This is a genomic window from Pantoea conspicua (genome assembly GCF_002095315.1).
GTDB classification, from domain to species: domain Bacteria; phylum Pseudomonadota; class Gammaproteobacteria; order Enterobacterales; family Enterobacteriaceae; genus Pantoea; species Pantoea conspicua.
In genome coordinates, this window is record NZ_MLFN01000045.1 from 22,148 (window position 1) to 36,801 (window position 14,654).

General features: G+C 56.4%; 14 protein-coding genes, 1 tRNA gene and 2 pseudogenes. 10 read left to right on the plus strand and 7 right to left on the minus strand.

Annotated features, from left to right (window positions below):
- Window positions 1-6: 6 nt before the first annotated feature.
- Window positions 7-633: a multifunctional acyl-CoA thioesterase I/protease I/lysophospholipase L1 gene (gene tesA, locus HA41_RS14725; protein WP_143807338.1), complete on the minus strand. Its 627-nt coding sequence runs from the start codon at window positions 631-633 to the stop codon at window positions 7-9.
- Between tesA and ybbA the strand changes: the two genes are divergently transcribed.
- Together ybbA and ybbP are read left to right on the plus strand one after the other, a co-directional pair.
- Entirely contained in the window at window positions 601-1,287 is a 687-nt protein-coding gene (gene ybbA / locus HA41_RS14730) for a putative ABC transporter ATP-binding protein YbbA (RefSeq protein ID WP_009091595.1), read from the plus strand. The two genes, tesA and ybbA, sit on opposite strands and share 33 nt — an antisense overlap.
- A complete protein-coding gene (gene ybbP / locus HA41_RS14735) occupies window positions 1,284-3,701 on the plus strand; it encodes a putative ABC transporter permease subunit YbbP (RefSeq protein WP_094121409.1) in 2,418 nt (805 codons plus the stop codon). Before ybbA ends, ybbP begins: the two co-directional genes overlap by 4 nt.
- A 345-nt stretch (window positions 3,702-4,046) precedes the next feature.
- On the opposite strand, the pseudogene purK reads toward ybbP, so the two are convergent.
- The 4 genes and pseudogenes from purK to ppiB all read right to left on the minus strand — a co-directional run bounded on the left by purK (window position 4,047) and on the right by ppiB (window position 6,957).
- Window positions 4,047-5,110 (minus strand): annotated as a pseudogene (purK, locus tag HA41_RS14740) (5-(carboxyamino)imidazole ribonucleotide synthase).
- Window positions 5,107-5,616 carry a 5-(carboxyamino)imidazole ribonucleotide mutase gene (gene purE / locus HA41_RS14745; RefSeq protein WP_094121410.1) on the minus strand — a complete coding sequence of 170 codons (510 nt, stop codon included), beginning with the start codon at window positions 5,614-5,616 and terminating at the stop codon, window positions 5,107-5,109. Before purE ends, purK begins: the two are co-directional and overlap by 4 nt.
- Window positions 5,617-5,746: 130 nt before the next feature.
- Window positions 5,747-6,463, minus strand: coding sequence for a UDP-2,3-diacylglucosamine diphosphatase (lpxH, locus tag HA41_RS14750; RefSeq protein ID WP_094121411.1), 717 nt, complete (start codon window positions 6,461-6,463; stop codon window positions 5,747-5,749).
- Complete coding sequence (gene ppiB, locus HA41_RS14755) at window positions 6,463-6,957, minus strand: peptidylprolyl isomerase B (protein WP_094121412.1); 495 nt, start codon at window positions 6,955-6,957, stop codon at window positions 6,463-6,465. The genes lpxH and ppiB overlap by 1 nt, the downstream gene beginning before the upstream one ends.
- Before the next feature lie 212 nt (window positions 6,958-7,169).
- Here ppiB and cysS point away from each other — a divergent pair.
- Both cysS and HA41_RS14765 read left to right on the plus strand, forming a co-directional pair.
- Window positions 7,170-8,554, plus strand: a pseudogene (gene cysS / locus HA41_RS14760) (cysteine--tRNA ligase).
- Window positions 8,555-8,587: 33 nt separating this feature from the next.
- A complete protein-coding gene (locus HA41_RS14765) occupies window positions 8,588-9,694 on the plus strand; it encodes an AAA family ATPase (RefSeq protein ID WP_094121413.1) in 1,107 nt (368 codons plus the stop codon).
- 27 nt (window positions 9,695-9,721) lie between these two features.
- Here HA41_RS14765 and ybcJ read toward each other — a convergent pair whose 3' ends face one another.
- A complete protein-coding gene (ybcJ, locus tag HA41_RS14770) occupies window positions 9,722-9,934 on the minus strand; it encodes a ribosome-associated protein YbcJ (RefSeq protein WP_031376075.1) in 213 nt (70 codons plus the stop codon).
- Window positions 9,935-10,801, minus strand: coding sequence for a bifunctional methylenetetrahydrofolate dehydrogenase/methenyltetrahydrofolate cyclohydrolase FolD (folD, locus tag HA41_RS14775; RefSeq protein ID WP_031376076.1), 867 nt, complete (start codon window positions 10,799-10,801; stop codon window positions 9,935-9,937).
- A gap of 174 nt (window positions 10,802-10,975) precedes the next feature.
- On the opposite strand from folD, the gene HA41_RS14780 reads away from it, so the two are divergent.
- The 6 genes from HA41_RS14780 to HA41_RS14805 form a co-directional block, all read left to right on the plus strand.
- Complete coding sequence (locus tag HA41_RS14780) at window positions 10,976-11,479, plus strand: DUF1198 family protein (RefSeq protein ID WP_094121414.1); 504 nt, start codon at window positions 10,976-10,978, stop codon at window positions 11,477-11,479.
- 94 nt (window positions 11,480-11,573) lie between these two features.
- Window positions 11,574-11,650: transfer RNA gene (locus HA41_RS14785), tRNA-Arg, on the plus strand.
- A 166-nt stretch (window positions 11,651-11,816) separates the two neighbouring features.
- Window positions 11,817-13,031, plus strand: a complete 1,215-nt coding sequence (locus HA41_RS14790; protein ID WP_094121415.1) for a tyrosine-type recombinase/integrase — start codon at window positions 11,817-11,819, stop codon at window positions 13,029-13,031.
- A 146-nt stretch (window positions 13,032-13,177) separates the two neighbouring features.
- Window positions 13,178-13,945 carry a hypothetical protein gene (locus HA41_RS14795; protein ID WP_094121416.1) on the plus strand — a complete coding sequence of 256 codons (768 nt, stop codon included), beginning with the start codon at window positions 13,178-13,180 and terminating at the stop codon, window positions 13,943-13,945.
- A 102-nt stretch (window positions 13,946-14,047) separates the two neighbouring features.
- Window positions 14,048-14,245, plus strand: a complete 198-nt coding sequence (locus HA41_RS14800) for a helix-turn-helix transcriptional regulator (protein WP_094121417.1) — start codon at window positions 14,048-14,050, stop codon at window positions 14,243-14,245.
- Window positions 14,245-14,654 (plus strand): hypothetical protein (locus tag HA41_RS14805; protein WP_094121418.1); only part of this gene is annotated, 410 nt, incomplete at its 3' end. The genes HA41_RS14800 and HA41_RS14805, both read left to right, overlap by 1 nt.

Sequence of the window (14,654 nt, forward strand, 5' to 3'; positions counted from 1 at the left end):
TTCGCGCTACGGCTGCTTAACTAAGGGGGCCAGTTCTTTTGCCATTAGCTGAGCAATAAAGGATTGTGCATCCGGATTGGGATGAATACCGTCCTGCTGCATCCACTCCGGCTTCAGGTAGACCTGCTCCATGAAAAAGGGCACCAGCGGAATGTTGTACTGCTGCGCTAAATCAGGATAGATACCGCTGAATGCCTCGGTATAGCGGCGTCCGTAATTGGCCGGCAGACGAATCTGCATCAGCAGCGGCTTCGCGTTAGCGGCTTTAACATCGTCGATCACTTTACGCAGATTTTGCGCGATATCAGCGGGCGGGAAACCGCGCAGACCGTCGTTACCGCCCAATTCGATTAACACCCATTGCGGCTGATGCTGCTTTAATAGCGCGGGCAAACGCGCCAGTCCTTGTGCGGCGGTATCGCCGCTGATGCTGGCGTTGATCACTCTGGGCTGCTGTTGCCACTGCTTATTCAGCAGGCTCGGCCAGGCCGCAGTCGCAGACATCCGATATCCGGCGCTCAGGCTGTCGCCCAGCACCATCAGGGTGTCAGCGGCGGCAAAACGCGACACCAGCAAAAGAATCAATAACAGGAAGGGATAATGCCAGCGGAAAACATTGTTGAAGTTCATCATCTTACTAAATCCGTCGGTCAGGGAGAGCATCAGTTAACCATCCTTACCGGAGTTGAGTTAGTTGTCAAACCAGCTGAGACCATCGCGCTGATCGGCGAATCGGGCTCCGGTAAGTCAACCTTGCTGGGGATTCTGGCCGGACTGGACGATGGCAGCAGCGGTGAGGTTCATCTGCTGGGCCAGCCGCTGCATCAGATGAACGAAGAGCAGCGTGCGGCGTTACGTGCTCGCCAGGTCGGGTTTGTCTTTCAGTCTTTTATGCTGGTGCCGACCCTGAATGCGCTGGAGAACGTGCAGCTGCCGTCACTGCTGCGTGGCGACAGCGATCGCCAGAGCCGCGAGCAGGCGCGGGAGCTGTTGACGCTGCTGGGACTGGGTGAACGTCTGCACCATCTGCCGGCGCAGCTTTCCGGCGGCGAGCAGCAGCGTGTGGCGCTGGCGCGTGCCTTCAGTGGCCGTCCAGGCCTGCTGTTTGCCGATGAGCCGACCGGCAATCTCGACCGCAAAACCGGCGATCGGATTGCCGACCTGCTGTTTTCGCTGAATCGCGATTTTGCCACCACCCTGATTCTTGTCACCCACGATGAGCAACTGGCGGCGCGCTGCGATCGTCGCCTGCGGCTGCGGGACGGTAAATTGTGGGAGGAGCAATGATCTGGCGCTGGTTCTGGCGCGAGTGGCGCTCGCCCTCGCTGTTAATTGTCTGGCTGGCGTTGACGCTGGCGGTGGCCTGCGTACTGGCGCTGGGTTCGATCAGCGATCGGATGGAGAAAGGCCTTAGTCAGCAGAGCCGTGATTTTATGGCGGGCGACCGGACGCTACGCAGCAGTGACGCGGCACCGGAGGCATGGCTGGATAAAGCGCGGGAAACCGGGCTGACGGTCAGCCGGCAGCTGACCTTTATGACCATGACTTTTGCCGATCAGACGCCGCAGCTGGCGGCGGTGAAAGCGGTGGATGACCACTATCCGATGTTTGGCACGCTGCAGACCCAACCCGCGGGCCTGAAGCCACAGGCGGGCACCGCACTGGCGGCACCGCGGCTGATGGCGCTGCTCAATCTGAAAGTGGGCGATCTGCTTGAGGTGGGTGATACCCAGCTGCGGATTGCCGGTGAAGTGATTCAGGAGCCGGACGGCGGTTTTAACCCGTTTGAGATGGTACCGCGACTGCTGATCAACCTGGCGGATGCGGCAAAAACCGGGGCGATTCAGCCCGGCAGTCGTATCAGCTGGCGCTACAAATTTTCTGGCAACCCGGAGCAACTGGCGCGCTATGACCGCTGGATAGAACCGCAGATCAAAGCTGACCAGCGCTGGATCAGCATTGAAAACTCGGAGGATGCACTGGGACGTTCGATGCAGCGGGCGCAGCAGTTCCTGCTGTTATCTGCGCTGCTGACCCTGATGCTGGCGATTGCTGCGGTGGCAGTGGCCATGAGCCATTATTGCCGCAGCCGCTACGATCTGGTGGCGGTGCTGAAGACGCTGGGGGCGACCCACGGTGCGTTGCAGAAGTTGATTATCGGTCAGTGGCTGGCGGTGCTGCTGCTGGCTGCGATAGCAGGCAGCCTGCTGGGCCAGGCAGTTGAAGCGGTACTGATGGCGATGCTGAAACCGGTGCTGCCGGCCAGCTTACCGGCTGCGAGCTTCTGGCCGTGGGTCTGGGCAGTTGGCTCGCTGTTCGTTATCTCACTGCTGGTGGGACTGCGTCCTTATCGCCTGCTGCTGGCGACTCAGCCGTTGCGGGTACTGCGGCGTGATGCGGTCGCTAACCTGTGGCCGCTGAAAATCTATATTCCGCTGATGGCTGCGGTGGTGGTGGGGCTACTGGCGCTGCTGGTGGGCGGCAGTAAAATGCTGTGGGCGCTGCTGGCAGGCGTGGTGGTACTGGCCGGACTGCTGTCGCTGCTGGGCTGGGGCACGCTGCTGCTGCTGCGTCGGCTGGTGGTACGCAACCTGGCGCTACGGCTGGCGATCAACCGTCTGCTGCGCCAGCCGGGCACCACGCTGAGCCAGCTCTCCGCCTTTTCGCTGTCATTTATGCTGCTGGCGCTGCTGCTGGTGATGCGCGGCGATCTGCTCGACCGCTGGCAGCAGCAGTTACCGGCCGACAGCCCGAACTTCTTCCTGCTGAATATGACAGCGGATCAGGTGCCGCAGGTGCGCGATTTCCTGCAGTCTCATCAGATCAAACCCGAAACCTTCTACCCGATTGCGCGAGTACGGCTCAGCGAACTCAATGGCAAACCGGCCGATCCGACGCTGGATAACGCCCTTAACCGTGAGCTTAACCTTACCGCGCTGGCGGAGCGTCCAGACCACAACCCGCTGGTCGCTGGCAGCTGGCCGCCGAAAGCGGGCGAGGTCTCGATGGAGGCGGAGCTGGCGACTCGCTTAGGGCTAAAGCTCGGTGATACCCTGACCTTTGATGGCGATACGCAAAAATTCAGCGCCAGAATCACCAGCCTGCGAAAAGTGGACTGGGAGAGTCTGAAGCCGAATTTCTTCTTTATCTTTCCGCCGGGCGCGCTGGATAGCCAGCCACAGACCTGGCTCACCAGCTTCCGTATGGATGCCAATCCGGCATTGCTGGCGGAGCTGAACCGCAGCTTCCCGGCGCTGAGTCTGCTGGATATCGGCAGTATCATGCGGCAGATCGGCCAGGTGCTGGCACAGGTCAGTCAGGCGCTGGAGATTATGGTGATACTGGTGACCGCCTGCGGTGTGCTGCTGTTGCTGGCGCAGATTCAGGTCGGGATGCGTCAGCGGCGTCAGGAACTGGTGGTTTACCGGACGCTGGGGGCCAGTAAACGGCTGCTACGCACTACGTTATGGTGCGAGTTTGCCCTGCTTGGCGTGGTCTCTGGTGTGGCTGCAGCGATTGGCGCGGAAGCGGCGCTGTGGGGATTGCAGCGCAAGATCTTTGATTTTCCGTGGCAGCCTGACTGGACCCTGTGGCTGGCGTTACCGTTGTGCGGCGCGTTGCTGCTGTCGTTGTGCGGGGGCTGGCTCGGGGTACGGCTACTGAAAGGCAAAGCGCTGTTCAGGAAGTTTGATGCGGCATAAGGGAAGGCTGGGTTTAACCATCGTCCAGACCGCATCCGGTCAGCATCTGGTCGTCTTCCAGATCGCACCCGTAACCAGCAAGCGGGTAACGGGAAATGAAGAGCAAAGTGTCACGCCGGCTGGATAAAAAACGCCGGGAGCGTTTTTAAACAACGCAACGCGTTGGCCCGGCTACGGGCGCACCTCAGGGATGAGGTGCGTAATGGTGCGTGCCGGGCTGGCAGGGGTGCCGTTTTTGCGTCTTTGCGATCGTTTCCCGTTACCGGCGTCTGCCTCTGACTTACAGGGGACTCTCCATCGCTCTCAGCCGCCTGAAAATGCCATCAGCAGGCTTTGGTGCGGAGATTACAGTTTTTCAACGGCCCAGGCGATACCGCTGGCGTACTCTTCCGGTAGCTGGGGCACCAGCGCGTTAAGGGCCGCCCTGAGCCGCGCTGTATCACTGTCGGTCAGATTGAGATGCCCGACCTTACGGCCCGGACGCACCTCTTTGTCATACCAGTGCAGGTGTACCAGCGGCTGCTGCAACCAGTCGATATTCACGGCGGTGCCAATCAGATTGACCATCACCGACGGCGCAAACACCACCGGCTGTGGCAACGGCAGCGCCAGAATCGCCCGCAAATGCAGTTCGAACTGGCTGATGGAGGCGCCATTCTGTGTCCAGTGACCGCTATTGTGGACGCGCGGCGCCAGTTCATTAATCAGCAGACCGTCCGGCGTGACAAAACACTCCATTGCCATCACGCGACATAGTTCAGTTCCTGCATGATGGCGCTCAGCATCGCTTCCGCTTGCTGCTGCTGAGCCTGATCCGCCACGGGCCACGCCACGCTGGTGCGCAGAATGCCGTCCTGATGCAGATTGTGGGTCAGCGGATAGAACACCGTGCCACCATCGTGACCGCGCGCGCCAACCAGCGACACTTCGCCGGAGAAATTAATTCCCTGTTCGACGATGCATTCGCCATAGCACTCTTCCGGCAGCGCATCGGTTTCGCCGGCGCGCAGACGCCACTGACCGCGTCCGTCATAGCCGCCGGTGCGACGTTTCACAATCGCCAGTTCACCGAGCGAGGCAAACACTGATGGCCATTCGCTTTTGTCGGCCAGCAACTGCCACGGCGCAGTCGCAAGATGGAGCTGATCCAGTAGCTGTTTCTGAGAGAGGCGATCGGCCAGACGCGGAAATATCTCGCGATTCACAAACGCCGGATGACTCGCCAGTTCATGAGTCAGCGCGGTTTCCGGCCAGCGCTCGATTTCGGCGGTGATGACGCTGTCGGCAATTGGCAGGGTAGCTGGATCGGCATCCAGACCCACCGGATAGACCGCAATCCCCAGCGGTTCACCCGCCTGACGCAGCATACGGCCTAACTGACCGTTACCGAGTACGCAAACTGGCTTCATGCTTCCTCCCGTGGATCGGGATGATTCAGCACTTCATCAGTCTGGCTCTGACGCCAGTTCGCCAGCCGTGACGCCAGTGCGCCGTCGTGAATCGCCAGAATCTGCGCCGCCAGCAGTGCGGCATTGGCAGCACCGGCTTTGCCGATCGCCAGCGTACCGACCGGAATCCCGCGCGGCATCTGCACAATCGAATAGAGGCTATCGACGCCGCTCAGCGCGGCACTCTGTACCGGCACGCCCAGTACCGGCAGCAGAGTTTTAGCCGCCAGCATACCCGGCAGATGTGCCGCGCCACCCGCGCCAGCAATAATGACCTGAAAACCCTGGTCAGCGGCGGTTTCGGCAAAGCTGAACAGTTTATCCGGCGTACGGTGTGCGGAGACCACTTCAACATGGAAGGGCACGTCCAGGCTGGTAAGGATTTCCGCAGTGAACTGCATGGTGGACCAGTCACTTTTAGAACCCATAACAATCGCGATGCGGGCCGGGGCGGCGTTGGATGACATGCGGTCAACTCCTGTGAATGAACAAACAGACCTGGCCGGGCGGACAGGTTTTGAAGGGCACAGAGAATAGCATGAGAAGCGAGCAAGGAAAACGGTTGCGTCGGGCGAAAGGGGCGGATTTTCCCGACGATTAAAAGGCGAAATCGATCAGCTGAATGCCGCTGGCGTCGAGCTGAATCATAGATCCCCGGCTGTGCCAGGCACCCAGTACCGCGCGCTGAGCAGTTTCACCCTGCAACGTCAGTTGATGTATGGCCGGACGGTGGGTATGGCCGTGGATCAGCAGACGCACCTGCTGGCGCAGCAGGGTGGCGGTGACTGCTTCGTGATTCACATCCATGATGGAGACGGATTTATGCTGATTGGCCTGTTTGCTGTCGGCGCGCATCCGGGCGGCGATGCGTTTACGCAACGACAGTGGCAGCGCAAGAAACAGCCGCTGAATCCACCGGTTATGGACTTTAGCCCGAAAACGCAGATAGCCGGCGTCATCGGTGCAGAGCGTATCGCCATGCATGATCAGCAGACGGTGACCGTAGAGCGTCAGCACCTGTTCTTCAGGCAGCAGCGTCATACCGCTGGCGCGGGCGAAGCGCTGACCGATCAGGAAATCGCGATTGCCGTGAATAAAATAGACCGGAACGGAGAGGGCGCGCAGGGCGCTGGCGACCTGCTGATGCAGTGGATTAGGATCATCGTCACCAATCCAGGCTTCAAACAGATCGCCAAGAATATAGAGCGCGTCGCAGTGTGGCGCTTCGCGCTGTAAAAAATGCAGAAAACCGGCGGTGATCGCCGGTTCTTCCTGACACAGATGGAGGTCTGCGATAAACAGGGTGCGCGACATTACTCGCTGACGGTCACTTTCTGGATGATCACGTCATCTTTCGGCACATCCTGGTGCATGCCGCTACGGCCAGTTGAAACGCCTTTGATTTTCTCGACCACATCCATGCCTTCAACCACTTCGGCGAACACACAATAACCCCAGCCCTGGACGCTTTCGTCACGGAAGTTCAGGAAGTCATTGTCGGCCACGTTGATGAAAAACTGTGCGGTCGCAGAGTGCGGCGCAGAGGTGCGTGCCATTGCCAGCGTACCTTTGGTGTTTTTCAGGCCATTGCTGGCTTCGTTCTGGATTTCATCTTTGGTGGCTTTCTGCTTCATGCCCGGCTCGAAGCCGCCGCCCTGAATCATAAAGCCATTGATCACCCGGTGGAAAATGGTGTTGTCGTAGAAACCTTCACGGCAGTAATCCAGGAAGTTCTTTACGGTTGCCGGCGCTTTATCATCGAAGGTTTTGATTACGATATCGCCATGGTTCGTCTGGAAAGTTACCATTTTTGTCGTCCTGTAAAGGTTGTCGTCAGTTGCTGAGGCCGCTTTATCAATTGGCGTGCCTCTTTTTGTCGACCGTTCTTATATCATAATTTCTGATGACGCGTCAGCAGCGCGGCGCAGTTGGCTTGCTTTGCGTCGCGCAAGCGATAAAAATACGGCACAATGTCTGGATACTTAAAAGTGTCAACCACACGCCAATACGGAACCGTTCAATGCTTAAGATTTATAACACCCTGAGTCGACAGAAAGAGGAATTCAGACCCATTCATGCCGGTAAAATCGGGATGTATGTTTGCGGCATCACGGTGTATGACCTCTGTCACATTGGGCATGGGCGGACGTTCGTGGCGTTTGACGTGGTGGCACGCTACCTGCGTTACCTCGGCTACCAGCTGGACTACGTGCGTAATATCACCGACATCGACGATAAAATTATCAAGCGTGCCAATGAAAACGGTGAAAGCATCGAAACCCTGACCAACCGGATGATTGGTGAGATGCACAACGATTTCGCTGCGCTGGGCATTTTACCGCCCGATCAGGAGCCACGCGCCACGCGCCACATCGCCGAGATCATCGAACTGGTTGAAGCGCTGCTCGCCCGTGACCACGCTTACGTGGCCGACAACGGCGACGTGATGTTTGATGTGATGAGCGATACCGATTATGGCGCACTGTCACGTCAGGATCTGGAGCAGCTGCAGGCGGGCGCACGGGTCGAAGTCGCCGACGTGAAGCGCAACCCGATGGATTTCGTGCTGTGGAAAATGTCCAAAGCCGATGAGCCAGCCTGGTCATCTCCGTGGGGCAACGGGCGTCCCGGCTGGCACATTGAATGCTCGGCGATGAACTGCAAGCAGCTCGGCACCCATTTTGATATTCACGGCGGCGGCTCAGACCTGATGTTCCCGCACCATGAAAACGAGATCGCTCAGTCGACCTGCGCGCACGAGGTCCCTACGTTAACTACTGGATGCACTCCGGTATGGTGATGGTGGATCGCGAGAAGATGTCGAAATCGCTTGGCAACTTCTTCACGGTGCGTGACGTGCTACAGCATTATGACGCTGAAACTGTGCGTTACTTCCTGATGTCCGGTCACTATCGCAGCCAGCTGAACTATGGCGAAGATAACCTGAATCAGGCGCGTGCGGCGCTGGAGCGTCTCTATACCGCGCTGCGCCACACTGATAGCAGCGTGCCCGCCCACGGTGGCGAAGCGTTTGAAACACGTTTTCGCACCGCCATGGATGATGACTTCAACACGCCGGAAGCCTATTCGGTGCTGTTTGATATGGCGCGTGAAGTGAATCGCCTGAAAAGCGAAGATCGTGATGCAGCGAATGGCCTGGCGGCGAAGCTGCGCGAGATCGCTAACGTGCTGGGCATCCTGCAACAGGATCCGGAGCAGTTCCTGCAAAGCGGTGCGCAGGTGAATGATGAAGACGTCGCTGAGATTGAACATTGGGTGAAAGCGCGTGCCGATGCGCGTGCCGCCAAAGACTGGGCGCAGGCGGATATCGCCCGCGACAAGCTGAACGCGCTCGGCGTGATCGTTGAAGATGGACCGCAGGGCTCCAGCTGGCGCCGCAAATAAACCGGAGAGGGCGAGCAATCGCCCTTTTTTATTATGGCGATTGAACAGATTCAGATACGCGGCTTTCGATCGATTCGTGATCTGACGCTGCCGCTGCAGCAGCTCAATGTGGTCAGCGGTCCTAACGGCTGCGGTAAATCCAACCTGTATAAAGCGGTGCGGCTGCTGCATGAGGCGGCCAGCGGGCGTCTGGCGCTGGCGCTGGCCGAGGAAGGCGGCATTCAGAAAGCGATGTGGGCCGGTGGCTTACGACGTGGCGATCGTCACCATGATCCGAAGCGGCTGATGCTGGCGGTGGTGATGGAGGATATGGATTATCAGCTGGAGATCGGTTTTCCCGAACCGCTGGTCACCAGCCTGTTCAATCTCGATCCGCTGGTGAAGCAGGAGCGACTGTGGCTGAGCGGACAACAGCGCCGTCCTTCCTGCTGCATCCTGCAGCGTGAAAATCAGACTGCCTTTCTGCACAATGTTGAGGGCGAACGCGTTGCCTATCCGGCAGTGCTGCATCCGGAGGAGTCGCTGTTTGGTCAGCTCGGCGAACCCCATCGTTATCCTGAACTTTCCCAGCTACGTGAACGACTGCGCCACTGGCGTTTCTATCATGAGTTCGCTGTCTGGCCGGGCTCGCCGATTCGTGCGCCACAGATTGGCGTCCGGGCCCCGGTGCTGGCGCATGACGGCAGTAATCTGGCGGCGGCCTGGGCGACTATTGTGGAGCGCGGTCATTCCGAGCTGTTGTTTGAGGTGATGGCGCAGGCCTTTCCCGACAGCCAGTGTGAGGTGGAGGTCCAGAACGGCCGTTTTCAGATGCTGATGTCGCGACGTGGCATTCTGCGCCCGCTGGAAAGCGCCGAGTTTTCTGACGGTACGCTGCGGTTTCTCTGTCTGGTGGTGGCGCTGCTCAGCCCGCGTCCACCCGCCTTTATGGCGCTGAATGAACCGGAGAACAGCCTGCATGAAGATCTGCTGCCGGCGCTGGCACGCTTAATCGCTGAAGCCAGTGAGTTCAGTCAGCTCTGGATCACCAGCCATTCGCCCCGGCTGGCGACGTTGATTGCGCAGCACACGGCGGTGAATCATATTGCGCTGGAACAGCGGGAAGGGGAGACGCGGGTAAAAGGGGAGGCGTTGTTGTAACAGCGTCCCCGCAGGGACGCCGGAGGTTTACGCGACCACAGTAATGCGGAAACCCGAGAATTCCACGGTCTGACCGGCAACGATTTTGCAGCGTTTACGCGTTTCCACTGCGCCATCGACCTTCACTTCACCCTCAGCGATCACGACTTTAGCCTGTGCGCCGCTCTGAACCCAGCCTTCCAGTTTCAGCAGATCACACAGATCGACGTGCGGGAATTTTCCCAGCGAAAAAGTTGCCATTTATTCTACCTCTCCATCATGAAACTCTTCACACGCCTGCAGCGTGTTTTGAATCAGGGTTGCAACGGTCATTGGTCCGACACCGCCTGGTACCGGCGTGATATAGGCCGCGCGCTGTGACGCGGAATCAAAATCGACGTCGCCAACCACTTTGCCGCTTTCCAGCCGGTTAATGCCCACATCAATCACAATAGCGCCCGGCTTAATCCAGTCGCCCGGAATAAAGCCCGGTTTACCGACCGCGACCACCAGCAGATCGGCATGTTCAACGTGATGACGCAGATCTTTGGTAAAACGGTGGGTGACGGTGGTGGTACAGCCCGCCAGCAGCAGTTCCATGCTCATTGGCCGACCGACGATGTTGGACGCGCCAACCACCACTGCGTTCAGGCCATAAGTATCGATGTTATAACGCTCCAGCAACGTCACAATACCGCGCGGGGTGCAGGGGCGCAGTTTTGGCGCACGCTGGCACAGGCGACCGACGTTATAGGGATGGAAGCCATCGACATCTTTATCGGGCGTGATGCGCTCCAGCACTTTGACGTTGTCGATGCCGGCTGGCAGCGGCAGCTGCACCAGAATGCCATCAATGTCGTTGTCCTGATTGAGCTGGTCGATCAGCTCCAGCAGCTCCGCTTCACGGGTAGTGGCGGGCAGATCGTAGGAGCGGGAGAGGAACCCCACCTCTTCACAGGCGCGGCGTTTGCTGGCCACGTAAATCTGCGATGCCGGGTTTTCACCCACCAGAACCACTGCCAGTCCCGGCGCACGTTTGCCGGCCGCCAGACGCTGCTTCACTTTTTCCGCAACCTCAAGGCGCACCTGCTGCGCAATCGTTTTACCGTCAATAATTTTTGCTGCCATCAGAGAGGAAATCCACTGTGTTGTGTTGAATCGGGGGAAGGGGGCTATTTTGTCAGAAGCGTGGCGCGCTGTCAGTTACAGTTTCAGACGCGTACGCGCTTTCCGGCTTTTTCGTCGCGACGAGTGCCGGCCTGCATGCGTATGATATCTGCAGGACAATCAGGGGACGATGTAATGATTTGGATAATGCTTGCTACTCTGGCGGTGGTGTTTGTCGCTGGATTTCAGCTGCTCACCGCTGGCTCACGTCACGCCGCTCAGCGGCTCAGCAAACGGCTGCAGCTGCCACCGGTACAGGTGGAATCAATGATTTCTATGATGGGGAAAGAGGCGGCGAAAGAGTTTACCGACTATCTCAGCAACGATAATGAAACGCATCTGCATAATGGCGCGGCGGTACTGCTGATCTGGCAGGTGTTGATTGTTGACGGCAGCGAGGAGAACAGCCAACGCTGGCATGCGATTCTCAGTCGTGCCGGTTTTCCACCGCTTATTAGCCGCCAGCAGCTGCTGCTCGCGCTGGGCTTTCTGCGCCAGCTGGAGCCGGACATCCCGGCGCTACATGCACTTCGTGAGCAATACAATACGCGTTTCACATCACAAGGGATTGAGCTGGAAGGAGAATTTACCGACAACAGTAAACTCGTGTCGCTCAGCGAATGGCGCAGGCGTCACTGACGCCAATTGGTCATTACCGCAGCACTTCGCTGCGGAGAAACGGCAAAAACGTTGACGTACCCGCTTCCCGACGTATAATCCGTGCCATCTCCATGCGCCCTTAGCTCAGTTGGATAGAGCACCGGCCTTCTAAGCCGTAGGTCACAGGTTCGAATCCTGTAGGGCGTGCCATTTTTACTTCTCCTCAAGTCTAATCAAGTACACAAAACCCCAAGCAGCAAGCACTCTCCGGCTAATCTCGTTGTCCTGACGTCTACTAACATCTATTGAAATCTATATCCATGTGGGGGTACATTTGGGGGTAGGTTCCTGTTCAATGAAATGAGATACCCCCAAATTGAAACTTAATGCCCGCACAGTGGACACTTCAAAGGCTAAAGATAAAGCCTACAAGCTCTCTGACGGCGGCGGGCTTTACCTTCTCGTTAACACCAATGGCTCACGATACTGGCGCTTAAAGTACCGCGTTGCGGGAAAAGAAAAGCTACTGGCGCTGGGGGTATATCCTGATGTCTCTCTCGCCGATGCCAGGGCGAAGCGTGATGAAGCAAAACGCACTTTAGCTGCTGGTGGTGATCCGGGTGAGGTTAAACAGACGGAAAAGCAGGCTAAGATTCTGGCTGTCAGTAACAGCTTCGAAGCACTAGCGATTGAATGGCATGAGCATAAGCGCCCTAACTGGTCACAGGGCTATGCTAGTGACATCCTTGAGTACCTGCAAAAAGATGTGTTCCCGTTTATCGGTAAACGTGCCATCGCAGAAATCAAAGCGGCAGAGATGCTGCTGGTGCTCAGAAAGATGGAGCAGCGTGGCGTTCTGGATAAACTGAAGAAAACACGTCAGGCTTGCCGTCAGATTTTTACCTACGCCATCATCACCGGCAGGGCAGAGCATAACCCTGTTACCGATCTCGCCGGCGCACTAAAAGCGCCAAAGCAAAAGCATTTCCCTTATCTTCTCATTGAACAGATTGGCGGCTTCCTTCGCGCACTTAGTGAATACACTGGCAGTAAGGTTACACAAAATGCCACCCGGCTGTTGATGCTTACTGGCACACGCACGATTGAATTACGCGCCGCTGAATGGGCTGAATTCGATTTGGAGAAAGGCATCTGGCAGATACCTGCAGAACGGATGAAGATGCGCCGCCCTCATGTAGTGCCACTTTCCCTCCAGGCAAAGTCTCTCCTCGAAGAAGTCCACCAGCTGACCGGGAGAGGGCGCTTTGTTTTCCCCGGGCGCAACGATGCCGGAAAGACTATGAGCGAAGCCAGCATTAATCAGGTGATCAAACGTATCGGCTATGACGGCCAGGCAACTGGGCATGGCTTCCGGCACACCATGAGCACCATTCTGCATGAACAAGGCTACAACACTGCCTGGATTGAAACACAGCTGGCGCATGCAGATAAAAACAGCATCCGAGGCACCTATAACCATGCCCAATATCTGGACGGACGCCGTGAAATGCTCCAGTGGTATGCCGATTATATGGATGCGCTGGAGAATGGTGAGAACGTGGTTCATGGATCGTTTGGGAAACGTGCATAACTGGATGAATAGACAGTGTTAGATGAAGGTAGTAGACTTCAGTAAACGAACAAAGAATAGGCTATGTCTAGGCTGATCCCCGAAAATCCGTACACCTCTACGGGCTGGCATAGCCGCCAATTTAAGAGGGCGTGAGGTGGCGTTTAATGGTCAACTACGATAAAGAAAATTGTGAACCATTTCAGAGATATTTTGCATATTACACAGTTGAACAGATGGCGATGTTATGGTGTGGAATTGAACCTCATGACTTTAGCGAAGTAATAGGCGAATGTACGTATCCCCGCAGGGCAATTCCTCAGCATCCCTATATATCCTGCCTTGAGTTTAGAGCAGCGGCGATAATGGACTCTATCGAAGCCAAAGAGTTAGCTGTAGGACGTGATGGCAGATGTCATACAATTAGTGATGACCACGTAGCCCCTGAGCGGCGCACTGTGCTTCTTAAAGATTTTAAAGAATGGCTAATAAAAACCTTTCCCAATGAAAAGCCGAAATTGATTTTTGATGATATTGAAAGAAACACCCACTCATCAATCACTGTCGAGGTATATCAGACGTTACTTGCGGATCGTGATCATTTACAAGTAAGGATTAATAAAGCCGAAGAGATTTTTAAAGAGCAAAAAAGGAAGATTGAGTCTCTTGAGGGAGAAAACGCTTCGCTCAAAAATATGGTCGAGAAGGGTGTAGGAGGTATGGATGGGCGTAGCGAGCGTTCATATTTGAATGTCATCGGCGGGCTGATATCCATCATGCTTAGTAAATCACCAGGCGGACAACGCTATTCCATATTTGACAATCAAGCAGCCATTATTCAGACATTGCTTGGTCATCATGTCGGGAAATACGGGATTAGCGATACAAATCTTGAGAAGAAATTTGCCGAAGCAAATCGCAGCATCAAGGAATGATGCCCCTATAGGGGTTTCTGTTACCCCTATTACAGTGATCGCTATGGTCATCATCGCTTTAATGACTCCTGTAGACGCCAATCAACTACAGGAGCATTTCAAATGTCTAATACACTCATTCGTCTGCCAGAGGTTCAGCGGCGTACTGGCTACAGCAAGGCGTGGATTTATCGTCTGCTTAAAGAAAGTCGCTTTCCTCAATCAGTAAAAATTGGTTCCCGCGCTATCGCTTTCGTTGAAAGTGAAGTTGATGACTGGATTAATCTGCGCATCGCCGAATCTCGTGGTGAGGTGGCCTGATGGAAATGAAAAACCGCCCATTACAGGCGGCTAATCAGGGAGCTGACGCCTCTGATATTACGCCTGCCGCAACCATTAAGCCAACCCCAAAGAAACATCGCGCCCGCGTCTACATGATGCGTACCGGCGTCAATGGCTTCACTGAGAACGAGATTCTCCGCTACTGCCGCTTGTCCAGCGCCCGTAACTACGCGACAGAAATCGAGAGAAGGCTTGATATTCGCCTTGAGCGCATCGATGAGCCTAACGGCGATGGTATTGGTAGCCACTTCCGCTACCGGATCACCTGTCGCGCCGACGTGATGCGAGTGATTCAACTGGTTAATAGCAATGCCGCTGCTGGTGGCTACACCGGCCTGTCTCAGCGTGAGATCAACGACATTCTTTCCCTGGCTTTGTTGAATAAATC

Excerpts from the sequence above, each read along its gene's own strand:
- ybbA (WP_009091595.1), top strand. The coding sequence starts at position 601 with ATGCCAGCGGAAAACATTGTTGAAGTTCATCATCTTACTAAATCCGTC.
- tesA (WP_143807338.1), bottom strand. The coding sequence starts at position 633 with ATGATGAACTTCAACAATGTTTTCCGCTGGCATTATCCCTTCCTGTTA.
- ybbP (WP_094121409.1), top strand. The coding sequence starts at position 1,284 with ATGATCTGGCGCTGGTTCTGGCGCGAGTGGCGCTCGCCCTCGCTGTTA.
- purE (WP_094121410.1), bottom strand. The coding sequence starts at position 5,616 with ATGTCATCCAACGCCGCCCCGGCCCGCATCGCGATTGTTATGGGTTCT.
- lpxH (WP_094121411.1), bottom strand. The coding sequence starts at position 6,463 with ATGTCGCGCACCCTGTTTATCGCAGACCTCCATCTGTGTCAGGAAGAA.
- ppiB (WP_094121412.1), bottom strand. The coding sequence starts at position 6,957 with ATGGTAACTTTCCAGACGAACCATGGCGATATCGTAATCAAAACCTTC.
- HA41_RS14765 (WP_094121413.1), top strand. The coding sequence starts at position 8,588 with ATGGCGATTGAACAGATTCAGATACGCGGCTTTCGATCGATTCGTGAT.
- ybcJ (WP_031376075.1), bottom strand. The coding sequence starts at position 9,934 with ATGGCAACTTTTTCGCTGGGAAAATTCCCGCACGTCGATCTGTGTGAT.
- folD (WP_031376076.1), bottom strand. The coding sequence starts at position 10,801 with ATGGCAGCAAAAATTATTGACGGTAAAACGATTGCGCAGCAGGTGCGC.
- HA41_RS14780 (WP_094121414.1), top strand. The coding sequence starts at position 10,976 with ATGATTTGGATAATGCTTGCTACTCTGGCGGTGGTGTTTGTCGCTGGA.
- HA41_RS14795 (WP_094121416.1), top strand. The coding sequence starts at position 13,178 with ATGGTCAACTACGATAAAGAAAATTGTGAACCATTTCAGAGATATTTT.
- HA41_RS14800 (WP_094121417.1), top strand. The coding sequence starts at position 14,048 with ATGTCTAATACACTCATTCGTCTGCCAGAGGTTCAGCGGCGTACTGGC.